23 protein-coding genes are annotated in these 25,113 nt (G+C 37.0%); 7 read left to right on the plus strand and 16 right to left on the minus strand.

The window, feature by feature from the left end; translation table 11 throughout:
- Positions 1 to 441 precede the first annotated feature (441 nt).
- Entirely contained in the window at positions 442 to 678 is a 237-nt protein-coding gene (locus M595_RS07890; RefSeq protein ID WP_023065659.1) for an NfeD family protein, read from the plus strand.
- Between the two features lie 254 nt (positions 679 to 932).
- Entirely contained in the window at positions 933 to 1,481 is a 549-nt protein-coding gene (locus M595_RS07895) for a GAF domain-containing protein (RefSeq protein WP_040483767.1), read from the plus strand.
- 151 nt (positions 1,482 to 1,632) lie between these two features.
- Here the strand turns inward: M595_RS07895 and M595_RS07900 are convergent, their stop codons facing one another.
- The 4 genes from M595_RS07900 to M595_RS07915 all read right to left on the minus strand — a co-directional run bounded on the left by M595_RS07900 (position 1,633) and on the right by M595_RS07915 (position 6,079).
- A complete protein-coding gene (locus M595_RS07900; RefSeq protein WP_023065618.1) occupies positions 1,633 to 2,946 on the minus strand; it encodes a glycosyltransferase family 4 protein in 1,314 nt (437 codons plus the stop codon).
- Positions 2,947 to 3,747: 801 nt separating this feature from the next.
- Positions 3,748 to 4,803, minus strand: coding sequence for a glycosyltransferase family 4 protein (locus M595_RS07905; protein ID WP_023065653.1), 1,056 nt, complete (start codon positions 4,801 to 4,803; stop codon positions 3,748 to 3,750).
- A gap of 75 nt (positions 4,804 to 4,878) precedes the next feature.
- On the minus strand, positions 4,879 to 5,493 hold the full coding sequence (locus tag M595_RS07910; RefSeq protein WP_052001725.1) for a WcaF family extracellular polysaccharide biosynthesis acetyltransferase: 615 nt from the start codon (positions 5,491 to 5,493) through the stop codon (positions 4,879 to 4,881).
- On the minus strand, positions 5,396 to 6,079 hold the full coding sequence (locus tag M595_RS07915) for a YdcF family protein (protein WP_023065627.1): 684 nt from the start codon (positions 6,077 to 6,079) through the stop codon (positions 5,396 to 5,398). The genes M595_RS07910 and M595_RS07915 overlap by 98 nt, the downstream gene beginning before the upstream one ends.
- A gap of 427 nt (positions 6,080 to 6,506) precedes the next feature.
- Between M595_RS07915 and M595_RS07920 the strand changes: the two genes are divergently transcribed.
- The 5 genes from M595_RS07920 (at position 6,507) to hpsJ-A (ending at position 10,667) form a co-directional block, all read left to right on the plus strand.
- A complete protein-coding gene (locus tag M595_RS07920) occupies positions 6,507 to 7,271 on the plus strand; it encodes a PEP-CTERM sorting domain-containing protein (protein ID WP_023065641.1) in 765 nt (254 codons plus the stop codon).
- 326 nt (positions 7,272 to 7,597) lie between these two features.
- Complete coding sequence (locus M595_RS07925; protein ID WP_023065632.1) at positions 7,598 to 8,275, plus strand: PEP-CTERM sorting domain-containing protein; 678 nt, start codon at positions 7,598 to 7,600, stop codon at positions 8,273 to 8,275.
- Between the two features lie 67 nt (positions 8,276 to 8,342).
- A complete protein-coding gene (gene crtA, locus M595_RS07930) occupies positions 8,343 to 9,221 on the plus strand; it encodes a cyanoexosortase A (RefSeq protein WP_023065633.1) in 879 nt (292 codons plus the stop codon).
- Positions 9,221 to 9,874, plus strand: coding sequence for a cyanoexosortase A system-associated protein (locus tag M595_RS07935; protein ID WP_040483768.1), 654 nt, complete (start codon positions 9,221 to 9,223; stop codon positions 9,872 to 9,874). Before crtA ends, M595_RS07935 begins: the two co-directional genes overlap by 1 nt.
- A gap of 49 nt (positions 9,875 to 9,923) precedes the next feature.
- Positions 9,924 to 10,667 carry an HpsJ-like protein, cyanoexosortase A-associated gene (gene hpsJ-A, locus M595_RS07940; protein WP_023065604.1) on the plus strand — a complete coding sequence of 248 codons (744 nt, stop codon included), beginning with the start codon at positions 9,924 to 9,926 and terminating at the stop codon, positions 10,665 to 10,667.
- A 131-nt stretch (positions 10,668 to 10,798) separates the two neighbouring features.
- On the opposite strand, the gene M595_RS07945 is transcribed toward hpsJ-A, so the two are convergent.
- From M595_RS07945 to M595_RS08000, 12 genes are all read right to left on the minus strand, one after another.
- Complete coding sequence (locus M595_RS07945; RefSeq protein ID WP_023065628.1) at positions 10,799 to 11,563, minus strand: glycosyltransferase family 2 protein; 765 nt, start codon at positions 11,561 to 11,563, stop codon at positions 10,799 to 10,801.
- 57 nt (positions 11,564 to 11,620) lie between these two features.
- Positions 11,621 to 12,751: a glycosyltransferase family 4 protein gene (locus M595_RS07950; RefSeq protein WP_023065596.1), complete on the minus strand. Its 1,131-nt coding sequence runs from the start codon at positions 12,749 to 12,751 to the stop codon at positions 11,621 to 11,623.
- 108 nt (positions 12,752 to 12,859) lie between these two features.
- Complete coding sequence (locus M595_RS07955; RefSeq protein WP_023065608.1) at positions 12,860 to 14,083, minus strand: glycosyltransferase; 1,224 nt, start codon at positions 14,081 to 14,083, stop codon at positions 12,860 to 12,862.
- 17 nt (positions 14,084 to 14,100) lie between these two features.
- Positions 14,101 to 15,258: a glycosyltransferase family 4 protein gene (locus tag M595_RS07960; RefSeq protein ID WP_040483769.1), complete on the minus strand. Its 1,158-nt coding sequence runs from the start codon at positions 15,256 to 15,258 to the stop codon at positions 14,101 to 14,103.
- Positions 15,259 to 15,310: 52 nt separating this feature from the next.
- Positions 15,311 to 16,555 carry a glycosyltransferase gene (locus M595_RS07965; protein ID WP_023065605.1) on the minus strand — a complete coding sequence of 415 codons (1,245 nt, stop codon included), beginning with the start codon at positions 16,553 to 16,555 and terminating at the stop codon, positions 15,311 to 15,313.
- 129 nt (positions 16,556 to 16,684) lie between these two features.
- Positions 16,685 to 17,800: a glycosyltransferase family 4 protein gene (locus M595_RS07970; RefSeq protein ID WP_023065646.1), complete on the minus strand. Its 1,116-nt coding sequence runs from the start codon at positions 17,798 to 17,800 to the stop codon at positions 16,685 to 16,687.
- A complete protein-coding gene (locus M595_RS07975; protein ID WP_023065655.1) occupies positions 17,797 to 18,783 on the minus strand; it encodes a phytanoyl-CoA dioxygenase family protein in 987 nt (328 codons plus the stop codon). Before M595_RS07975 ends, M595_RS07970 begins: the two co-directional genes overlap by 4 nt.
- A 55-nt stretch (positions 18,784 to 18,838) precedes the next feature.
- Entirely contained in the window at positions 18,839 to 20,011 is a 1,173-nt protein-coding gene (locus tag M595_RS07980) for a glycosyltransferase family 4 protein (RefSeq protein ID WP_023065609.1), read from the minus strand.
- Positions 20,004 to 21,521: a hypothetical protein gene (locus M595_RS07985; RefSeq protein ID WP_023065587.1), complete on the minus strand. Its 1,518-nt coding sequence runs from the start codon at positions 21,519 to 21,521 to the stop codon at positions 20,004 to 20,006. Before M595_RS07985 ends, M595_RS07980 begins: the two co-directional genes overlap by 8 nt.
- A gap of 5 nt (positions 21,522 to 21,526) precedes the next feature.
- Positions 21,527 to 22,846, minus strand: a complete 1,320-nt coding sequence (locus M595_RS07990) for a glycosyltransferase (protein ID WP_023065602.1) — start codon at positions 22,844 to 22,846, stop codon at positions 21,527 to 21,529.
- Between the two features lie 124 nt (positions 22,847 to 22,970).
- Positions 22,971 to 24,029: a glycosyltransferase gene (locus M595_RS07995; protein WP_023065636.1), complete on the minus strand. Its 1,059-nt coding sequence runs from the start codon at positions 24,027 to 24,029 to the stop codon at positions 22,971 to 22,973.
- 68 nt (positions 24,030 to 24,097) lie between these two features.
- Positions 24,098 to 25,057 carry a hypothetical protein gene (locus M595_RS08000; protein WP_023065638.1) on the minus strand — a complete coding sequence of 320 codons (960 nt, stop codon included), beginning with the start codon at positions 25,055 to 25,057 and terminating at the stop codon, positions 24,098 to 24,100.
- Between the last annotated feature and the right edge of the window lie 56 nt (positions 25,058 to 25,113).

Below are 25,113 nucleotides of genomic sequence, written 5' to 3' on the forward strand. Positions count from 1 at the left end.
AGAACTGGAATTCAATCAGCTTTTTAGGTTCATACTGTATATAGAGATACCAGAAATCATCTGGAGAGAGAACTGAAATTCAATTTATTCCGGATTTGCTCTCATCGTTGTCGATCCAATGCTATTACAGATTCTATAGAGGACAGTGCTTTCAATTCCTATGGAGTATTGTCCACCTGGATTTTTAAAGCAGACCTGAACTAGATTACCGTCAGGAAGTCACAGTGATCTCTACGGTCAGGTTAGGAGGTTCCACTTTCGGAACTTAAACAACTTGAATTTCTTCCATAAAATAACCAGGGTAAAGTGATAGTTAAGTAGAAAGCTATTCGCACTGTTAGAAGAACTACCGTACAAATTTTGTGAGACCTTACAAGCTGAATAAGTTCAAAAGGTTTCCTCTATAGGCTGATTTTAGATTTATGCAAGGGAGATAGAACAATGTTTTTTCGTAATAAAATCCACACAACGCCTTGTGATTCTCAACCGATTACAATTATAGGAGAAGGTATTGTCTCTGAAGAAATCCAACCTTATCGTCAAGGTCGAGTCAAATTTCGGGGGACTTGGTGGAATGCTCGCTGTATAACGAATACCACCGTCAGACCCGGAACTATTGTTCATATTGTCAAGAAAGAAAATATTACTTTGTTTGTTGTACCTGCACCTTTTGAGTAAATCTCAAGTTGAGTGCTACCTCAAATAAAGGTATGAATTGAACGTGATTATTGAATTCTATCAGACGCATCTTCTTTTTGAGGGGATGTGTTTTTTCTTGGGTATACTGTTGTCTTCTAGCGGTCTCGGAGGGTGTAGCTCGATCACTGGCTCTCTTTTTTCGGAAAAATTAAAGCTTTGTTTAAAATTTGGGTAAAACACTGTTGACTTATGTAAACTCAGATCAGAACAACTTGATCTCATACTTTACAATAATGTCAAATCAAAAATTGAACTCTGATAATAACCCGAATAGAGTTTTGTATCCTTCAAGTGATCCTGAGTTAGAAAAGTTTAATAAGCGTTTGAAAGCTAATGGGAAACGAGATTTTGTCGTACAAGAAACATTGAATCGTCTTCTCAAGAAGCTACAAGTCAATCGGGTTGTACTGTATTATTTTTATCGTCAATGGGAAGGACAAGTCACGTTTGAGGCTTTAAGTCATCCCCAATGGTCAATTTATGGTTCAACGGGAGCGGATGAATGTTTTAATGATGAATATGCCGCGTTATATATTGCAGGTCGAACACGAGCGATTTCAGATGTAGAAGTAGAACCAATTCATGATTGTCATAAAGATTTTTTGCGGAGTATAGAAGTGAGAGCAAATTTAGTCGTTCCTGTTTTGTTGGATCATCAGCAATTATGGGGATTGTTGATTGCTCATCATTGTGAGAGTTCTCGTTCTTGGTTGCCATCGGATATTGAACTGTTGCAAGATGCCGCTCAAGCTTTAGCAGTTGATCTTGCTTATCTGAGTTAAGTTGTCTGGCAATCTCACAATATTAATCAACTTTAAAAGAGGAGAATGAGAACGTTTTCTGATTGTAGCGATGAAATTGAAATGGTATTCAGCATGAAGTTTGTACAAACTGAATACCCAATAGAGGAAAATCATGTTGGCAGTGAATCGATCAATTGTAAGCTTTCACCTTTGATAAGGTGGTAAAATATTGTTGAGCAATAATTTCAGGAGTCAACTTCGCTTCTAAATATTGACGACCCGCATTACCCATTTGAGTTGCTAATTGAGGGTCAGATGCGAGTAAACGAATAAACTGAGCGAGTTGAGTCCCATCTCTATTATCAAATGCAGCACCACATTTTGCTTCTTCCAGCAGTTGACGTAAATAGGAATGGGATTCACAAACAACTGCAACCGGACGTCCTGCGGCTAAGACTCCATAAAATTTACTGGGGGCTACAATTCCTTCCATTCCTTCACTGACACTGACTAAGGAAAGATCACAAGCAGTTAGAGAATAGGGTAATACGGCTTTGTCTTGATAGGGTAAGAACACGCAGTTGTCTAATCTTAATTCTTGTACTTTCTTCATGCAAGTTTCTTGCTTTGCACCGCCACCGATGAAGACAAATTGAATCGGTTCATTTTGTAATTCGACAGCAGCTTCTATAATGGTGTCCATGTCATGGCATCGACCCATATTACCGGAATATAATACGGTAAATTTTTCCAGTAGGTTAAATTCCCGGGCAAACCAATTTTCGGTTTTATTCAGGGGTTTAATAAACTTAGAATCCGCCCAGTTTTGAATCACATTGATTTTATGCTCAATCTGAGGACATTTAGCTATGATTCTATCTTTCATGGTTGAACTGAGTACAATAATTGAGTCGGCTCTTTTCCAAACTTTACAGTTAATCCAATCCCAAAATTTAACCAATGGATTTTTGGAGGAAATTAAGCCGAGTTCTACAGCGACATCTGGATACAAATCATACAATAAACAAGCATAACGCTGACCAAAACAGAGATGAGCTAAATAACCCAAAATTGTTAAGTATGGTGGTGCTGTTGTCAGCAATAAAATTTCTGAACGGTTAACACTTCTGAGCAAGTGTAGACCTGCTCTAAAGCAAAAAAATAATCCATTTAGAGCTTTCCCTCTAATTCTTTTTGACCAAACCTGAGTGGTTCGGGTTCGCTGAATATGTACTCCTTTATCTATTTCTTTTTGAGGAGCTTTGCTATTTTGAAAGGCATATCCAGGCTGTCCTGTAAAGACTTTTACCCGCATTCCTAAGCTTTGTAGTTGAGTGGCTAGTTCTGCAATCAGTTGTCCTGTTGCGGCATAGTCTGGAGGATAAAACTGAGTAATAATTGAAAGTTGACTGACTTGAGAACTGTGGAAAGTAGTAGATGTTTCTGATGTTTTATCCGTTTGAATGGATGCAGTTTTCACTTTTCCCAGATGTATTTTAGACATTGTAGATTCGTTGATCATAACTAAAAGCTTAGATAGATTTAGCTAAATAGGATGCAATCAATTGTTAACCCTTTTTACAATAATTAAAATAAACATCCGGAATTGTCGAAGGTTTTATGAAAAGATTTTAATGACTTTTTTATAAAAAATAGAATACATTCTTGATTAATTTTTTCAGCTTAAACAGTATACTTGATAACAGTTTTTTGATTAAAAACAGATGTCAATTAATGCTAAAAACCTCTATCTTTCGATAGATTTATATTATCTATTATCAACTTATAATCAAAGGTTTACTGAAAATATCTACAATTTAATTCAGTCCAAAGATAGAGGCGGTAAGTTGTTTTTTGAAACCATTCCATACAAATATTAAACTAAAAACTTGAGCAATAGAAGATTAAGTAATCTGTGACTTCATCTATTGCTTGAGATTCAGCAAGTAATCAATACAAATTTAAGGAAAGATAGAAAGCCCTGGGGAAATAGTTATTTCATCAATCTGTACAATGCTTATAACTTAGCTGCATTCACTCAGTTTAATCACTCAGCCTAAGCAGTTGTTTTTACTCTGATTGATTGTAGTCTCTTTTATCAAAAAAGTTATAGGGGTTTTTGTAAAGTTAACCTGATTTTATGTAAAGCTTTTGTAAAAACACTCTCCATTTTGTGAACACAAAAAAATAAATTCTCTATTATCCCACTGATTAGGTTAGTGGTGTCTAAAAAGGATGATTAATTAGATATCCGTAATCACAATCCCATCAACTTTATTTAATGCAAGCAAGGTCTGAATAATGATTAATCAACTGAAGTAAGCTGTTTGTGTTCTCCTAAATTTCGACTCATATAAATAAGTAATCCGGTGGCTCCGACTCCATAAAATATCCCACCTGGAATTCCAATAATTGCCAGAGCTAAACATCCAACCCATAACGTCAATGTATAGATATATAGAACGGTTAATCGTTGGGATAAACCTCGATTGAGTAGTCGGTGATGCAAATGACGTCGATCCGCATAAAAAGGGGATTTACCATCGGAAAGTCGAGCGATAATCACGACTAACATATCTAAAATAGGAACGACTAAGATCAGAAAGGGAAGAATAACGAGACTAAAATCAGAGGTTTTCATCAATCCAATCACAGCCAAACTCGCGAGTGTAAATCCGATAAAATAAGACCCTCCATCTCCCATAAAAATTTGAGCGGGGTTAAAGTTATAGCGAAGAAATCCTAGAGTTGCAGTGGCTAAAGCAATAGCAATTAAAGCGGCTGCGGGTTGATTGATAAATAAACAAATCACCAGCATGATACAAGCTGAAATTCCTGAGATTCCTGCGGCGAGTCCATCTAAACCATCCATCCAGTTAATAGCATTCACCACTCCGGCTAACCAAATAATAGTGATCGGTAAACTCAAAAGACCTAAAGGGATCAATCCTAATCCGGGAATGGGTAAAAATTCAATCCGAACTCCAACAACCCAGACTAAACTGGCAACGCCAAATTGTAATCCTAATCGGGTAAAGGGAGATAAATCGGACAAATCATCGATTAATCCAATCAGAAAAAATAAAAATCCGCCGACAATGACTCCCCAAAATTCTAAGATCTTGACGGGAGGTAAACGGGTAAAATCATCAAATAATCCAACAATCAAACAGCTACATAGGGTTGCCAAACAGATTGCAATTCCACCCAAACGAACAATAGGCTGGTCGTGAATTTTTCGTTCTCCAGGATGATCAAAATATCCAGTATTCAGACCGATTGATCGAACAAGCGGTGTACTTAAGAGAACAATAAGGATAGAAAGAATGAAGGCAACCCCATAAGGATAAAAAAATACCATAGTGTGGGGAAATGAAGAGTGTCAAGGTTGCACGATTTCCATTCCTTTATACAAAATTGTCATTTCATATCCGGATTACTCAGCAACAGAGAATTTGGAATTGGGGGTGAGAGATTCGGAAGTGTTTTGAATCATTTCTGGAACAGCTTCTCGAATGGTTCGTTTTTTAATCGGTTGAGCGGGATTTCCGGCATAAATTGTCATCGCTGCGAGAGAACGTCCGGTTACACTTCCTAGCCCTAAAATTGCACCCTGAGCGACTCGGACTCCTGGCCCAATAACGGCTCGGGCTGCTATCCAACTCCTCTGTTCAATATAAATTTCGGCGGTGATCAGTTGAAAATGGGGATCACTCCAATCATGGTTTCCCGTACACAAATAAATATCCTGAGACAGACAAACGTGACTTTCAATCGTCACAAGGGCTAAATTATCAATCCAGGCATTTTCACCAATCCAAACATGATCCCCAACGGTTAAACGCCAGGGAAACTTGATCCGAACTCCGGGCTTGATCCGTACACCTTGACCGATTTTCGCACCAAACCAACGCAAAATTAAGACTTTCAAGCCTGAAAATGGGAGGAGTCGGCTACGAACGAGGGGATCGCCGAGAAAGAACCATAGAAGTTGTTGGAATAGTGGTGCGCCGGGAGTGTAGGTTCCAGTCGTGTATTGGTTTAAACGCATGAGTCATTGCTACTCTAGGGTTCAGACTTGCTCCGGTTCGCCCTGTGATCACCCACAGAATAGAACGTCCCATATCCCGCAAGATCCGTAAGGAGGATTCTTCTTTTTCAGGAGTTGGAACAGCAACTGGGGTAAAGGTGATTCCTTGACTTCCGAGTACAATCGTGGCGATCGCTTGGGAGCGAGGGAGATGAAAATCTGAGGTAATTAAGTAAATATGTTGGATATTCCGTTGTTTGAACTCATCGACCATTGAGGTAAAATTTGTTACCGTATCCACCGCGAGATAATCGAGGTGAACCCGACGATCCCGGACTCCTGCGGCGCGAAAAATATCCATTGCAGGTTCACGGGGAATTCCAGATGACACCCAAATGTCTAAGTCGGGGTTCGCTTGGGCGAATTGAGCGGTAAACAGTTCTCGAGCCGATCCTCCCCCCAGGGTGAAAATGGCTTGGGGTTCTGGGGCTTGATAGTGAGCGATCGCCAGTTGGACGGGAATAATGCTGATCAGAAATAGAAGCAGAATTGAGCCAGCCCAGATAATCCAATGGTAGGGTGATTGTGTGCGCTGAAACCACTTCATAAATTCGCAGTTTTACTATTATAGTAACTGATGCTAAGTTAGATCGGGGAGTTATATTGATTCTGGGTTCGGTATCTGTCGATCAGAGGAAGACGAATTGCTCTGATCTGAGTTAAATTTTGACTCAACTTTGGATTAAGAGGAGGTTATTTAAAGCCAGTTTATTATTTTACCAATAAAGTAATAAGATTACGTAAAATCGCTCAAATTTTTCCTGATAAAATTCTCACATTCTGTAAAATGAACCAGAATGATTTGAGTGCTGGATTGAATCTCTACTCGTAATAACAGAGTAAGGATTTTCTCAACAAACTCCCATTCATCTGTTGAATTTAATCCTATCCCCCTCTTTCTGAGTCACCCAATAAGCAATTGCTTTTGACAACAGCTCCAAAGTTTGGATTCAACTCCTGGAGAAATTAATTTCATGTTCAATCCCATCGCTTCTATCTACCACTCAACTCTAACCGCAGGTGTTGCTAGTTTAATTAGTTTTGCAGCCCTGTTTGGATTGGAGAATTCGGCTCAAGCTATCGTCCTCAACGGTGGTTTTGAGACGGGTGATTTCTCTACTGAATGGATGTCCATTGGTGACACTCGCATTGTCACAAATACTTATGGTGTAACTTCGACTGAAGGGGAGTTTCAAGCCTTAATTACAAGTAAATACGGCTCGGTTACAGATACCGATTTGGAATCTTTCTTAGATTTATCTCTAGGGAGTCTAGATACTCTGTTATCGGCTCAGGTTGTTGAAGGTTCAGCAATCAAACAAACGCTCACCGTTCGAGCGGGAGAGACTCTCAGGTTTTCTTGGAATTTTCTCTCCAATGAAACTATATTTGATAATAATGAGAAAACGTTCAATGACTTGGCGTTTGTATCCATTGGAAGTACAGTCCTAAAAATTGGGGATACTTCTGGTTTAGCCAATCCGTCGAATACCATCTTTGATACAGAAACCGGATACAAAACCTTTTCCTACACCTTCACTCAAGGAGGAATCTATCTATTAGGAATTGGGGTTGTAGATGTGGATGACAGTAATGATTTCTTCCCCTCGGGTTTGTTGGTGGACAATGTAGAAATTCAATCTGTTCCTGAACCGATGACGATTTTAGGTTCGTTAGTTGCATTAGGAATGGGGGCGCTTCTCAAAAAGCATCGTTCCCAAGACCAGAACCAAGATTAAATCTCATCGCTTCTAGAGTAGTTTTAACACGCGATCGCTTTGATTCTCTCGGAATTGAGGCGATTATTTTTGGGGATCAACTTAATCTTTACAAAAGGGGGGGGTTTTGTAAAGCTGAACCCTTGAGTATCTTCACAAATCCCCTAGAAATGTAAAAAACAGGGGGTTGATTCCTGAATATTTTTAAAAACGCTGTAAATTGAGGCGACTGAAGTGAATATCAATTCACGAATCACGCTTGGGTACCCAACTCAAAAGTATTATTTGAAACAAAAAACATCTGGGTGTCTCTATGGTCACACTCAATTTTTGGAGAAACTTCTTAAATGATCACTGCAAATTTCGTGAAAAAAGCTCTGATGGCGGCGACTGGTGCAACTGTTGTGACTCTCGCAGGAGGACAAGCTGCCGTTGCTGTTAGTATTAACTTCGGAGGTTCAAATCTTACTACTTCGTCAATCTCTGACACCGTTGGGGGTATTGGCTACACTGCGACTGGATTTTCCAGCAATGGTAACGATCGCAATGTTGTACGACGTTCTAGCGGTTTAGGGGTTCAATTTTCAGGTGGACTCAGTTCGCTTGAAAATCCTCAAATTGATGGATTAGGGTTTGACGAAACTCTGCGATTAAACTTTAATCAGATTGTTACTTTGACTTCAGCAAGCTTTTCGGGAGTTGGGGATTTTACTTTACCCCTTGTTGGCAGAATCAATGATGAAGTTAGACTCATTGTTGATGGTGTTTTATTCAGTTCTGCTGATATTCCAGGCGGTAATTTTTTAGGTACTGATCAGGGAACTTTTACATCACTAAATATCACGGGTAAAGTTTTCGATTTTACAGTGACAGATAATAACGATAGCTACTTCCTCAGTTCTATCGAAGTTGAACCTGTTCCCGAACCCTTTACCATCTTGGGTTCTTTATCTGCTCTCGGCGCTGGAACTCTGATGAAAAAACAACACGACAAGCGTCAAAACAAAGTTAAGTCCGATGCCTAATTGATTGATAAAATCACCGGGAATACCCCCTTCATCCTCTCTCTGTGAGGGGGTTTTCTTGGTATAAATGCTGATGGCTATGAATGCAACTTATCCTGTATTATTTCAACGCCTCAAAACCTCTCCATTCTGGCTTTTAACCATTGGTTCCGGCTTAATGGCGATTCATCTGACGTTAGTTTGGAGAGCGGATAATCCTAATACAATCGGCACCAGCATTTTATTTTGGTCTGCTGTTGCATCATTAGTTTGGCAAAGGCGCGATGACTTAAAACTCGAAAGCGGAGTATTTGCGAGTCTCGTTGGTTTTTTGCTAATTGCTGTTATTTTGATAAGAAGTGCTTCTATTCCTTTAGGGGGAAACTTCTTTGATTTGATTCCCGTTTTATCCGGTTTAGGACTGGGGTTACTCGCCTCTGGTTTTCGGGGATTAAAACAATATTGGACTGAGTTAGTCGCTTTATTTTTTATTGGCGCTCCTCGCCTGTTAGAACCCTGGATTGTTGATATTTCACCAATTACAGCAAAATTTTCTGCATTTATATTGTGGTATTCCGGTTTTGAAGCCAAACTTAATGGAGTATATATCAGTTTACCAACCGGAACTGTAGAAGTTTATCCGGGGTGTTCGGGTATCGAAACCATGATTCATTTGTCAGGTTTAGCGCTACTGTTTCTGCTGATGTTTCCAACCAATTGGATACAGAAAATTTTTGTACCAATCGTGGCTTTAAGTATAGGATTTTTGGTGAATGGATTTCGGGTGATGTTGTTGGCTATTTTAGTTGCACAGAATAATACAGAAGCTTTTGATTATTGGCATCATCGCGATGGTTCATTTGTTTTTTCTATTATAGCTGTGTTGCTATTTGGGTTATTTTGCTGGTTTTTATTACAACAAAGTAATCAGGAACCCCAAGAAAATAAAATAGAGGGTTATGAGTGATGAAGTTTTGGCATCAACTGCGAACTCCTCTGTTAGCTTTTACGGGTAGCTTTGTAATCTTAGTTTTAGCCCGAGTTGTGTTTGCATCTTCTACTCAAACTCTCAGCAAAACAACTATAAATTTACCCGAAAAAGTGCCATTATCTGAGTGGAATAGCACGAGTTATACTCTTGAAAAACCCGAGGAAGAATCCTTATTTAAGACGCCAGATCAACGCTATCAATATATTCAGAATGATCTGACTCTGAATATTGAAATGCGCTATCTTCCCGGAGGAAATGTAGAGAGACTTGTTGAAAAATACCAGCTTTCCCCATCATTTCCTCTAGTACGTCAACAAGAAAACCTTGGTTTTTATGGGCTGTTCGTTGCTGAAAAACGAGCTTATCTCAGCGCTTGCATTAACCCGAAGGGAATTAGTACCTTTACCCGCAAACAATACAGTCAAAATCATTCTATTTATACCCTAGAATGGAATCGCTTTATTCCCTGGTTTTTAGGACAAAAACAACTACGACAACGGGGTTGTTTGTGGGCAAACTTATCTATTCCTCTAGAAGATAATTCTCCAGAAGCAGCTTATCAAGTCTTAGAGAAAGCTTGGTTTTCCTGGTATACATGGTGGTCTGCTAACTTTCCCAGTTTAAACTGAGAGGGTTTACGATCTCATTTAGTCAACTTTTTATTTTTTCTTAGTAGCTATGACTCAAGTTGATCATTCTTCTTCTAATCAATCTATAGAAGTTTTACGACGCTTTAATATTAGTCTTTTACGTTCTATTAATCTCGTTCGATGGGTAGGATATGGATTTATAGTTCTGAGTTTATTTGACGTAATCGATATCTTGTATCCGCCTGATTTTATGAATCCTTCTTGGGAATTACAAACAATGGGACAGTTAGTAGAACGAGTAGCTGTTCCTCTCCTCGGTTTTGTCTTAATCTTTTTTGGTGAACGCAATTCCCGAGATCGTTGGGAAATTCCAGTTGTGAGTTTTTTATCTTGGTTGACTTTACTCTATGGAATTATATTTTTATTGCTGATTCCTTTGGGATTGTTTAATACTTTGAGAATTGATCGTCAAGCCAATCAACAAATATCGACTCAGGTAAATCAAGTTCAAACTCAGATTAAACAAGTTAAAGATCAACTTAAAACGGTCAATAATCCGGCAGAAATGGAAGATTTACTAAGTCAGATAAACCCTCAAGGAGGTGTCCCAGAAATTGACAGCTTTCAGCAATTTGAAGATATAAAAAATCGTCTATCAACGGTGGTAGAAAATAGCGATCAACAACTCACAACTCGAGCCAAACAAGCCCGTAGTACCCAACGCCAGAACCTGTTTAAGCGTTCAATTAAATGGAATTTAGGGGCTTTGATTACCAGTGCTTTATTTATTAGTCTGTGGAAAGGAACAGTCTGGGCGAGACAAAAATGGTAATTTTATCATAATCTAGCCATAAAAAATAGCACTAAATAGCAAATTTTGTCTACTTGCCATTTCAGATAAAGTTCGATGAAATAAAGATAAAAAGTTGTAGCGATTTCCGATAAAATCTCTACTCATTTGGGTTAAGAGTTTGTTTTTCTTTCGATTAACCGAATTGACAGCAAAATCTCTGCTAAAGTTCGTTGAAAAGCATAATAAAATCCTGCCCAACCATCCAAAATTCCACCTTTAAAAATTAAGCAATAAAAAAGAATAATCAGAGGAGAAAAAATAATTTTTTGTCGGATGCGATCACTCAAACTTAATTCTGATGCAGGTGTTTCTTGAAGTTTTTTGGCTTCGATAATCATGTAGCGATCTTGCGCCCACAGCCAACGACTAAGAGACTTGCGATCATCGTGATTAATATAAGAAGATAACATTCCTGAGTTACCTTGAACTTTTAATAATTGTGTATGTCCATCATCAATATAAACGCCTTTTTCTCGTTTAAATAAAACCTCTCGGGGCGGAAGTATCGTTCCTCGCAGTGGTTGACCAAAAACACAGTATCTAAATCGCACAAAATAACTATCAAATTGAGTCTTGAGAGAAAGCATTTTGATTTCCTCTATCAGTTCATCTGTTAACTGATAATCCGCATCGAGAGACAAAACCCATTCTGAGGTGACTTGTTCTAAACCATAGTTCCATTGATTAGTATGAGTATCAAACTCTCGTTGGAATATCTCAATTTGAGGATAAGACTTCAATATTTCTAAGGTTGAGTCGGTACTGTAGCTATCAATAACTACAATTCGTTTAGCCCAAGTAAGCTGTTTAAGGGTGCGATCAATGTTGGGAGACTCGTTGTAAGTGAGAATTAGGGGTGTTATTTTTTCTAGCATAAAATCGGTATTTATTTGATATAATTTAGTTTGAAATATATAACATCAATCTCTCTATTAATTGATTAATTCCGCAAAATCATCTAGATATACTTTTGCAATCTGTTCATAGCTATAGTGCTGGGCTTTCTTCGCCACATTTTGCCCAATGTTCATCGTTTGTTCCCAATTTTGAATAGCTAAGGTAAATTTTTCAGCCAGATTTTGTACAGCGTGATCACTACGATGATCGAAAAAGTAGCCGTCAATTCCGTCTTGAATATAATCTTCAAAACAAGCAAGATTAGAAATAATAGGAACTAAACCTGTTGCCATTGCTTCAAGAGGTGCAACGGGAAAAGCTTCTCCTTTTTCGGCGAGAGAAGGATAGCAAAATAAGTCAGCCGAACGATAAGTATTAGCAAGTTTACAAGGATCAAAAATCGGATCAACAAAATCAATTGGTAAACCTTGAGCTTTAGTTTTAAGTATGCGGAAATATTCTTCTCCTCCACCTCCTTGAGTTCCTTTTATGGGGCCGACGATCTTTAAACGAACTTGGAAATTTTTTTGAACTAAAATACTAAAAGCATCTATAAGAAGATGAATTCCTTTTTCAGGATGAACTCGACCAACATATAGAATTATTTTTTCCGTTCGATTAAGTTGAGGAGAAGTTGAAGGCGAAAAGATAGAAGTATCAATCGGGTTTGGAATGATTCGCATTCGAGGAATAGCGGCTGGATATTCTTGGGCAATTCCCTGTTGAATAACACGAGATAAAGCCACAAACCGCGTTACACCCGTGTATAAACCTAAACGATATTGACCTTTGGGAAAACGACCTGCATGAATGACAATTTTACCTGCGTCTGGACGAAAAGTAGCGGCAAAAGCAGGCAACCAAAAATCATTAATAATTAGAATATCTGCCGAAGGTAAAGTCGGAAATGTTGTAAAACCATAAGCAAAATCTTTAACTAAATCTAGATAAATATTTGTGCTTTGAGGAAGTCCACCTCGACGAATATAGGTGACTTTATTCCTGATTTCTTGATTGGGTTGACCTGGATAAGAACGACAGAGAATTTTAACCTGATGACCTTGAGTTGCAAAAGATTCTGCTAAACCTTGCCAAATTCTTCCTGTTGAACCTCCTTGCAAGGCTGGAACAGGAAGCCAAGGGCCTGTTACAATAGTAATTCGCATGAAAGTCGGTTAATTTAGGGTAACTTCAGGGCTGTGAAATACTCATGTTCCAACCCTTTCTTCCAGCGTTAAACGAGATATCCGGAGTGATTGATGATTTCAATATAGTTAATATAAATGAATACTACTGGGATAATTATCTTCTCCTAATATCCAGTGATAAACTTTTGACATTTCCTCAGCAATTACACCCCAAGAATATTTTTTCTCAACCATTATTCGTCCTTTATCTCCCATTTCTTGACGTTCTTTATCAGACAAGTTTATGGCTTCAAGTAAAGCTTCTTTTAATGCTTTTTGGTTATCGTCAATCCACCAACCACAATGGTATTCAACTAAATCTTTCCAAGGCGCACCTTTAGTTGTGATAGCAGGAATACCATAAGCGAGAGACTCAGCAATAGCAATTCCAAAGTTTTCTGAATGAGTCGGTAGAACAAATAAATTAGATTGACTGAGAGCAGCGACTTTCAGTTCTCCTGATAGCATTCCTGTAAATGTAACTTTTTCTGTTAGTTGTAACTGAGTTGTTAAAGATTCAAGTTTTGCTTGATAATAAATTAAATCTGGCCCAGCAATAATTAAGTGCCAATTGGGAAATTGATTGACTAAGGATTGCCAAACATAGAGAAGATTATCTATTCCCTTTTTGGGATGTAATCTTGATAAAAAGAGTAACCATTTTTTGTTATTAAGTTTGGGGAAAGCTTGAATTAAGACTTCTCGCTTGGGTAAGTTAGAAAGTGATGGAATTGTGATTCCATTAGGAATTAATGCTATGGGTTGTTTATAACCAAGTCGGCGAATTGACTGTACTTCTTCATCTGAAGTCGCGTGAAAAGCAGTTGCACTCTTTAGATTTTTACGTTCATATAAAATCCAAGCTAATCTTTTTTTGTACCAACTATGTTTGAGTGACCAAGATTCTAACATTCCTCGGGGAGAAATAACGAGAGGTAATCGATTAATCACAGCAGCTTGACGAGCATAAATATTAGGAAACATCCATAATCCGTGATTATGAATTAGATCGATTTCGGCAGAAGCAAGTTGCTCAAGATGTTGATAAGCACTAGGTTGAAAACCTCGCAAATATCGAGCAACTGGAGTCGCATTATAGCTATGAAGTGTAACTCCATTTGTTGCAAGTTGATGACCAACTTTTTGATAGTTTAAGGTAAACAAGTGAGGAAATATTTGCTGTTTAGATAAAGCTTGAGTTAAATGGGTAACTGAATAAGCTGGCCCTCCAACTTCTTCATTAATACTGGCAACAACGTGACAAATATGAGGATAACAGTTTTGAGGTTTGATGGCTAATTTTTGAGACATTTCAGATGATCCTGTATTTAGATAAAGTTTAAAAAATCGCCAATAGATTGATTTAAGCAAGCTTTAAACTGCTCGAATCCATAAATTTCAATGACTTTTTTTCGTAGTTTTTCGGATTGATACATTAGAGGAAGTGGATAGGTATGTTGTAAGATTTTAACTAATGTTTTAGTGATTTCTTTGGTATCATCTGGATTAACTAAAGCTCCTAATTTACCTTGATATAAAGCATCAGTTGCACCATCTTGATTGCCTGCTAAGACTGGTTTTCCACAAGCCAAAGCTTCTAAAAAAACAATACCAAAGCCTTCAAGTTTACTCGGCATTGCAAACACGTCACAAAGATTATAATGATCACAAAGTTCTGAATCAGGAACAAATCCAGCGAGTGTAACACAGTCTTGAAGTTGATGTTGAGCAATTGATTTTTCTAGGCGAGATCGGTCGTCCCCTTTACCTGCAATAATATAATGAATATTAGGTATAACTTGACGAATTTGCGGTAATACTTCTAAAATTTTGTCGTAACCTCGGTAGGATTCCTGACTGACTAAACGATTAACAGTTAGTATAATTGGCTGTTCTGGTTGGAGTTTATATCGCTCTAATAGATAAGAAGGCTTGCTAGAAATTTTAAATCGATTGCTATCGAATGTATTTGGTAAAAGTGAGAGTTTTTTGGGGTCGAGATGTTGTTCTTGAATTAAGCGATTACGTGTGTAGTTGCTAACACAGAGAATTTTATCAGCATTATGAAGTGCTTTTTGTCGAGCAGGACTTTGAATATTCCATGCTTCTATTCCATGTGCTATTGTCCAATATGGAATACCTCGTAGTCGTTTTAAATAGTCAGCCGCTATGGTAAAGTTCAGATGAGTGCTAATAATCAGATCAGGATTTTGTAAAATTCCACTACTCAGTATTTGACTAACAAAAGTTGCAGTTCTAACTTTCAATGGCCATGTTCCTGAAAAGTGGAAGTTAGTATTTTTATCAAAAGCCTGTTTGTCAGAAACGTGAGTATCATGCTTTAAAAAAACATCATATTTTATCGGGCGATTAATATTTTGTAAAGCCTCTAAAAAAAATGATGAATAAACTTGAATACCTCCTTTAAATTCAAACATATTAGGAAGCCAAAGATGAATTTTATTAAACTTGTTATTTGTAGACATAGAGCGGTTATCAAATCAAAAAATTAACTTTATTTTTTTAGAAATAAAATTTTTAAAAATGGATAGAATTGGGCGGGTTATATCCTCGGATAATCCATTGATATACTTTTGACATTTCTTGAGCAATTGAGTCCCAAGAATATTGGGTTTTGACTAAATTTCTTCCCTTTAATCCCATTGCTTGACGTTCTTGATCTGAGAGTTGCATGGCTTCAGTTAAAGCAGCCGCAAGTGTAGGTCGTGTGTTTTCAATCCACCAACCACAGTCATAGGTTAATAAGTCTTCCCAGGGCGCACCTTTAGTTGTAATGACTGGAACTCCATAGGCTAAAGCTTCAGCGATCGCAATACCAAAATTTTCAGAATAGGTTGGTAATACGAATAAATTAGCATTAGATAATGCAGTCTTTTTTTTATCTGCTGAAAGCATCCCTGTAAATGTGACACGCTGCTGAACTCCTAACTCTGCGACTAATAGTTCTAGTTTTGTTTGATATCCTAATGAATCAGGCCCAGCAATAATTAAATGCCAATCGTCGAAAATTTCTGAGATTATATTCCATGTTAATAAGAGATTATATACTCCTTTTTTTGGGTGTATTCTTGATAAGAAAAGTAACCATTTTTTGTTTTTTAGCTCTGGAAAATCTTGAGTCAGGATCTCTCGATCATATTTAATGATTGGATCTTCAAATTCTACTCCATTGGGAATAATTGCAATAGGTTGTCGAAATCCTAAACTCCGAATTGCTAATAATTCTTCAAAAGAGGTCGCATGAAAAACTGTAGCACTTAATAAATTTTTGTATTCATATAAGAACCAAGCTATACACTTTTTAAAATGATGAAATTTGATAGACCACGAACTCAGCATTCCATGAGTTGAAATGACAAAAGGTAATTGATGTTTCAGGGCAGATTGACGTGCATAAAGATTGGGAAACATCCACAAACCATGATTGTGAATTAAATCCAATTCTGTTGCTGCCAATTCCCAGAGCGCACGACTGGCTACTGGATGAAGTCCTCGAATATAGCGAGCAATTCGGTTAGCACGATAGCTATGAACTTTAACTCCAGGTGTTGTAACTTGTTGACCACATTGTTGATAATCTAAGGTAAATAAATAAGAACATATTCCCTGATTAGCAAGAACTTCAGCAAGACTTGTAACGGCAAAAGCAGTGCCGCCTGTCTGCTCATTGATACTAGCAACAACTTGACAAATCCGGAGTGGGTTTGTATGACTTGAAATGAATGGTAAGGGTTGATAACGAGTGTTATTATCAAATGTCATACAAATTTTAGGAAAACTGTAAAAAATCCAAAAATAGTAGATACTTAATAAAATACAGAACTTTTTAGGTTGATCCGGAACTAAAAGTTTGATTTGATGTAATTTTTATATTTGAACTATAATTAAATTCTATGTTTTTAGTTTTTGATAGATCTTGATATACTCTAGAATAATATTTTCTGTTTTGAATCTTTGAGCATTAATTAAACCTCGATCAATTATTTCTTTTCGTTTAGGTAGATGAAAAATGATTTGATCAGCCACTTGTTGAGGATAAGCAGGATCGATGTATATTGCAGCTTGACCTCCAATTTCATTCATAGGGGGACGATTGGATGTGAATACCGGACAACCACAGGCTTGAGCTTCAATAATTGGCCAACCAAAACCTTCTTGTAAAGATGGAAAAAGTAAAGCGACTGCACCTGAATAAAGCGCACGTAAATATTCTGAATCAACATTAATGAGTTCAATTACATTTTGACTTAAGTGATAATTTTTAATGTATTTATTTATTTCTGAAGTGAAAGGTTTACCAACCATAATTAAATGCAGTTTACAGTTTTTATATATATAGAGTAGCTGTTTAAAAATAGAAATTACACCTAATCTATTCTTATACCAATGATTAGCTCCCACGTGTAAAATATAGTGACAATTTTGAGGAATTCCTAAAGCTTGTAAATATTTTTTTACCTTGTAAGATTCCATCGGACTATAAGCATAATTGAATCCCTGATAAATTACAGAAACAGCGTCGGGTTTAATTGATGAAAGACGTAATAAATCTCTTTGAGTCTGTTTAGAAACACAAACTACACTTTGAGCTTGATTGAGTCCTTTAATAATCATTTTTTGTAATTGTTTACCAGTCCAGCCAGTTTTGTATTCTGTAAATTCTCCCAAACCTGCGCGAATTGCTAATAAATCATGGCACGTTACAACATGAGGAATGTGTTGTAAATATTGAGTATATATTGCATTTCCATGATCACAAATATGAACAACATCAGCCCAAGATAATGCTTGATGTAGTTCTAACGGAAATAGAAAAATTTGATCAATGTAACCTAACCATTTTCCTATGGATTTTAAAGTAGCTTGAAAGTTTCCGAACTTAGGTTTGGGGCGTATAATTCGTACCTGATGACCAAATGTAGGCAAAGTGGTAGCGAGCATCGTTAAAAATCGCTCCATGCTAATAATTGCATCAGGTTCGTAATTTCCAATCAATAAAATTTTCATTTAATGTCTTTAATTTTTTCGGTATTAATTTGCTTAGATTTCCAATTCCAGAGAATTCGTTTTATTTGAATTATGATTTCACCTGGTAATAGACTGAGTGCTAAATTTTTAGCACTTGATTTTAGCGTTAAAGCCAATAGCTGACGATGTAAACTGATCAGATCTTGAAGGGTCAGTGTCGAAATTGATGTATTTGGAAAAGCAGGATAATCAGTTTTATAACCAAATCCTAAATAGTTCATAATTTTGGGGTTTATATTATCAATAAACTCTGTATTGACTAAATTTTTTTCACCATGTCCAATTACATTAGAACCCACTTGATCAACTTGGAAAAGTAGAGTGTTTCGAGTATAAGTGTTATCTTTAAAAGGTTCTGCTCGATGAACTGCATGAATATTACAAAGGATTAAACTTCCTTTTTTGAGGGTAAAATTTATAACATCTTTTTGGTATTTTTTTTCTATAAAAGCATCACTTAAATAAATTTCATGGTTATGTTTATGAGACCACAGATGAGAATCTTTAACTAACTGAAAAGGATTTTTTGTAACATCAGATAAATAAAATAAAAATAGCAATCCTGGCATATCATGCTTACTTGAAAGTTGTCTACCAACTTGTCGATTATTGTCGGTATGCCAAGGCATATGAGATATTTTTTGAGTTTGATAGATGCGATGATTAATTAAAACATATCTATCCTGAAAGTAGTTTTCACAAATCTCTAAAATTTGAGGTGAGGTAATTAAGTCGTAAGCTTTTTTAGATTTAGCGAGACAATGAGTTAAAAATTTCTGATGTTTTGCTATAACAACACCGACATCATTCGCATTAACTAAGATTTGGTTAAAATTAATTTCTTGTAGTAACTCATCAATGTACTGTTCAGTTAAAGCTTCTTCAAACACAAAAAATCCTTTTTGGTGGAGAGAGTCCACAATTTTATCAGTAGTAACGTTTGGGAAAGTAGAAGTATACATCGTGTTTCCTTTTGACAATAAAAAAACTCTAATTTTTGTTTAAAAAAATTAATAATTAAATCTTGAGATGATTGATAGCACTTCTCAGTCCTTGAGTTGCTTGAATATAGCTATAATTTGTGATTATATTGCGACTTTCTTCTCCCCATCGTTTTAATTTTTCAAAATCTAAGAAAGCCTTTTGTAGACAATTTGCTAAAGCGGAAATATTTCCTGCTGGAAAGACTAATCCATTCTGGTTTGAATGAATTAAATCTTGGGCGCATCCAACATGATTGCTTGCAATAACTGCCCGAGAAAGACACATCGCTTCATTAATCACTAGTCCCCAGGTTTCCCAAGCCCCATAACTGGGTAAAACGACAAGATCAGCTATTGCATAGGTACGTGGCATTTGACTTTGATTTTGAAAAGGAGCAAAATAAATTGATGAGTGATTTTTTGCTTGTAATCGCAATTCATTTTCTAAAGAACCTGACCCAACAAATAAGAGTGAAACTTTAGGTAAATTAGACTGTATAAAAGCCTGAAGTAAATCAAGTGGTCGTTTTTTGCTTTCAAATTTTCCTGCAAATAAAATCACTGCATGATCTTCGGGAATTTTAAGTTCTTGTTTCCAAAGTTTAGCCTGTTTCATTGCTTCCTGAGATTGAGAAAAAAAACGATTATTATCAACTGCATGGGGAGAAAAAAACAGATTTTTAGGTGAAACTCCGTGATAAGTGTAGTAGTTATAATTTGCTTTTCCTACATATAAAACGGCTGAAAATTGACTATAAACTAGAGAGATAAATTGACGACGCATCCATTCTTTAATGCCTGTTCTGGGTAAAATTCGATGGGAGTCTCCACGAAAAATTAGGGGAACTTTACGAGTATCCCAACGCCAAATAAAATTATAAATACTAGCATAGTTGTAACACATTAAGAGTACACTATGGGGCTGAAAACTTTCTACGACTGATACTAATGATGGGTTTTGAAATCCCCAAAAATGATGGGTTCCTGGATTTAAACTTTGGTTAGGAACAAATTCATAGTTGTATCCTGACAATAAGGGAATATCCCACTGAATTGATTGCTTAAATCCCTGATCAACCTGTTGAGTTATGCCAAAATCCCAAAGATAAAAAACTTTAATTAAAAAATCTTTTTCTTGAGCTAAAGAACGAAACCAAGGAGCATAATATTGAATTGGATGAGTTGTGATAATAGCAATTTTATTCATGTTCTACCTCGTAGTAATGACTATATTCCATTAATTCAAAAACGGGATTTTTACGATTAGGAATAACTTTCATAAAGACAAATGATATCCCTACTAAAACCATACTGGATTGAAAGAGTGAGGCAACATAAACACTAGCTGACCATTCACTTTGAGCTGCAAAACTAATAATTAGAATCGAAAAAAGCGATCGTACTGAGAGAATTGAGGTGTTCATACTCCAGCGAGAAATTTTACCATAAGCCGTTCCGAGAATCATTCCGAGTCCAGTACAACCCATTAATCCAAAGTTTGCATAAGCTTCCGCTAAAAGCCCCCAAGCGATGGTAGTTCTATAGGTATCTTGATAACTTTGTAGTCCGTAATAAACACTTAAAATGTAAGTTCCTTCGTGACTCCGAGGCTTGTTAGGATAGATAATTCTGGGGAGTATCATCTGAGGTAAAATTAGATATGTTTTTCCCATTAAATAGGGATATTCTTCGGGAGATTTTTTCTGAGCTAAAAGCAACATTTGAATGATACTTGAGCGCTCAGAAGGTGAACTTTCTTTTGATCCTTCTTCTTCCTGTTCTTCATGGTTTAAGTTTTCAAAAGAATAACCGATCCACTCGCTGTACCAGGCTGGATACTGCCAGGGTTGTAATGTAAATCCTCCTTGATCAAACCAATATTTTCCTCGCATTTCACCCTTCCCATAATGGAGAACAGTTAGACAAGCTAAAAGCATCACAATTGTAATTAATGGTATGCGACGACTTCCCAAAATATAAGCAATAAAAGCGACAGAAAAAACCCCAACATTATCTCGGAGAACTAATCCAGCCGCACTACTAATAAAATAGGAAATCATTAAAACAATATAGATTTGTGATTGAACACCTGTTAACTTTTTTTCCCCTTGGCGATAAGATAAAATAAAAACAGCTAATACACTTAGTCCTAAAATTCCTCCTCGAACCAATGCAAATAATCCCCCGCTCAGAGCAAACCATTTCCCCCTAGCATACATTTGAAAGAAAACTGCACCCGCTAGAATTAATAAGAAAAAGTTTTCTCCTTTGTTATCAACAAGAGCGCGATAAGATAGAGGTGGAGGGGGACTCGATTTAACCTGTTTTAACCAAAAAAAACTTCCGACTGCTAGATGAATAGTAACTGTAATTCCGGCATAAAATTGGCTTTCTGGAGGATAAGTAACGACTAGAGGATGGTTGCTGAGTAGAGGGATTGCATTTGTGTTTAAATGGGTTAAAGCAAAGAAGGGAAAAATGGGCATTCCTAACGCTTTTCCGGAACACCAAAGATACATCGGATATAAGGATGCAATACTCACTAAAATAGCAGCTAAACTAACGAGTGGATCATTAGTTTGTAAAGACTGGGCATTTTGAACAAAAAATACACCAACCCCAAGCCAAAAAGTTTTAAGTAAACGTCGTCTTTCCCAGCGAATCAGTTGGGATTGAGCTTTTTGATAAAGAGCAATAACTTGATGAGATAAGCTCATATAAACTAAGATAATGACGAATTACTTAAAACTCTATCAAATACAGCACATTGCTGTCGAGTCATTTCTTGTGCTGTGTAGGGTTTAAAAGCTAACCAATTTGTTTCAGGTTGATATCCTTTTGGAGTTAAAATTAACCAATTTAATTGCTCAGTAACTTGGGGAAGTAAATCAGTAGGACTGTTATGAGAATAAAAAGAAATAATTCGACCGGCTTGACAATTTTTAAGAATTTCTACGACTGAACTCTGTTGATGAAATAAAGCTAAAACAGGTTTATGAGCTAATATACAAGGATACAGTTTAGAAGCAGTATAATCTGGGTTATTAGAACCAATTAATAGAATACCATCACTCTCTACTAAAAGTTGTAAAGCTTCAAAATAAGGAACACGATTAGGATGTTCTTCAACTAAGTCATTGACTCCAAATTCTTCTGCTATGGGTTCAACCGTTTTGGTTGCTCGTTCTCCGTAAGCATAACTGGTTCCGACAAAATGTAACTTGACTTTACTCCAGTATTCAGGATGGTGATCGCGCTCTGATTTAATCCCTAAAAATAAAGCCCGTAATGCAAGAGCCATATCACTTCCACCGCGACCGACATAAACCCAATGACGTTTACCATCATGGGAATTAAAAATAGTTTGCTTAACGTTTAACTGAGGAAGTAACTCAAAATCTTTTTCCGGCGCACCAAAGGGTAAAACTGTAAATTTATCTTCTTTCAGCCAGGAATATCGATCAAGTAACGTTTGGGGATATGCGGGAGAAACGCTAATAATATGGCTGACTTTACGAATTGTAAACGGCTCTAAACTTTCCGCTAGTCGTTGAGCAAAACCATACTTAAATTGACCGCCAGGAGGTCGATCATATCCATATTTTTTCCCATAGTCATTTAACCAAGGATCTTGAAAATCGAGGAGATAAGGAACTTGAAAACGACGAAACCACAAGGGGGCTAATGCCATTGTTATAAACACTGTTGTAGAGAAATAAATTAAATCTATTTTTTGTGTGCTTAGTATTCGCTGACCTGCGGCAAATAAATAGGGAAGACATCGCCAACCAATATTACTTAATCCAAGCCGACGAGTCTGTTCAACAGGTAACGCATTAATGGGTGTAATTGATAGATTTTCAGGTAGAGTTTGAGTGAGTAGCGGGTCTATAATTCCCTCTACACAGTCGGGGCGTACTGTCAAAATTAGAGGTTCCCAGCCTAATTTTTTAAAATAGGGTAATCCCATTCTAACCCGTTGATGGTCGGGCGCATTAATGGGGGGAAAATGAGGACTGATAATCAAAACTTTACGGTTCAAGGCTAATTCCTCTTAAATTTATTTAAAATTTATCCGAGTGAAAGTTTTGATAGAAACTCTCTACGACAGATCACAAAGACTTGCCAATATCTCCGGAAAACTTCATAAATGTTTAGATTTTCAATCAGCAATCCATCAGAGTTTGTTCTAAACTTGTACCCACTAAACTGTGATAAAGTTGCTCATATTGGTCTACAATTTTGGAAGCAGAAAAACATTTTTGGGCGCGTTGACGACAATTATAACGGTCAATTTTCGTCAGGTTTTCTACTGCCATACAAGCTTCTTCTATATTGTTAATAAGATAGCCATCAATTCCCGGACGAATAATTTCAGGTAATGCACCTCTCGGACAAGAAATCACAGGTGTTCCACAGGCGAGCGCTTCTGCAAATACAATGCCAAAAGGTTCTTCCCATTCTATCGGAACAATCATCGCCGCCGCCTGACCTAAAAGTTCGTTTTTTTGTTCATCATTGACGGTACCAACGTATTCAATTCCATTTTTGCCAAGATGGGGGATAATTTCGTTTTCCCAATAGCTTCCTGCTTCACCTATAGTGCTATAGTTTCCTGCAATTAACAGGCTTCGTCCGGTTTTCTGTGCAACTTTGATAGCGGTATGTGCGCCTTTTATGCGTTCTATACGACTAAGAAACACCAACGGTGCATCGTCAGCAACATGAGGTTTAAAGGTGTATTTTTCAGTTTCAACACAATTGTAAATGGTATGCCAAACGCCTCCGGCTGATCGTCCCTGGCGACAAATATAATCGCTGCAACCTGTAAAAGTAAGATAATTTTCTGCGAGTTTAGCTGCCCATTTAACGGACGATCCTCCTGTAGCCCGTTGATAAGACATGATTTTCGGGAGAGGATATTTTAGCAGGGGTAATAAGTAAAGAACGCGAGAAAAACTATGAAGAATATCGGGTTGAAATTGTTGAACGGCTGACCATAATGTGAGTGTATTTTTTAGGGAATCAAATTTATCTTGAGAACGCAATCCTGGCCAGGGAAAATGATAATGAGCGGGTGAGGTTGAGTTGTGATGAGCTACTAACCCAATGCTATAACCCCGCGATCGCAATTCAGTAATTAATAAATCAATAATGCGTTCAATTCCTCCATAAAGTTTCGGAGGAACCGGAAGTTCTGGATCGGCGCTTAGAAGGATTTTCATCAGATTTAATTTTTCAATCCATCAACTAAAATTTACAATAGTTTTTAATAAAGCCAGTTAAATTCCTTTTATTTGGCTTGAAGAAATGTTTCCCAGGCTGACAACTTAATATCTGCATAACCTCTCTGTTCTAGAGGAACTTTACCTTGTAAAATTGAATGTTGAATTTGAGGTAATAACTCTAGATAACGGGGAGATTTCGTGGTTGGATGCAGTAACCAAGCGTTCTCAGAGTTCAGATTCAATCTCCAACCTCCAGCCCGACCAACACGCTGAAATATCATAATTTCTGGCGATCTTGGATAACCTCGCTTCAGATATTTTCGGAGTAAAGTTTCTGCTAAAATCTTACCTTTAATTAAGGGTAAGTAAGTCGAGAGTTTTTCTCTATCAATCAAGTAACAGCGAGTGCTAAACCAGTCATTTTTCCAGCCTCCTTCAACCGGAGTAAATGGTCTACCTTCGTGAAGACTAGGTGCATCTGGAAGTTGTTTTTCTGTACTAAAAGGTGGACTAATTCTAGGACTAGCTGCGACAGCGTTTGGTGATTTTTCTATCAAAGAAATCGCTTCAATAGACCAATCATAATTTAAGGATTGATAGAGCAACATATCTGCATCATAATGCAGTAGATAGCGAGTTTTGCTCATCTCAAAAGCCGCCAGATAAGACATCAGGGCGCAACCCCCGTAGTCATGGGTTTCATTTACCCAGTTTCCTAAATATTTAAGAGCTAGAATGGGTTGTAAAGAATTCCCTGGTTTCAAGTAAACAATTCGATCTATATAGCCCTGACTTTTAAATTCTTCAACAATTGCACAAATTTTTTCGACTCGCTGAGAAAATCCGGGTTCAGGAAAACGTCGATTTGGATCAACAATTTTCGTTTTTTGAGGTTTACAACAATCCACAATTGCCAGTATTTCATCTACGTTAGCTCGATGAAATTTAGCGATAACTGGAACCGTTACGCCCGCATAAGCAACATCACCTGGAGATAGATTGATTTGTAAAGTTAGATTATGCACGATCCTTTTTGTACTCAGTCACAATCTTGGATAATTCTAATATCAAGCATAAACTT

The organism is Lyngbya aestuarii BL J, assembly GCF_000478195.2.
GTDB lineage: Bacteria > Cyanobacteriota > Cyanobacteriia > Cyanobacteriales > Microcoleaceae > Capilliphycus > Capilliphycus aestuarii.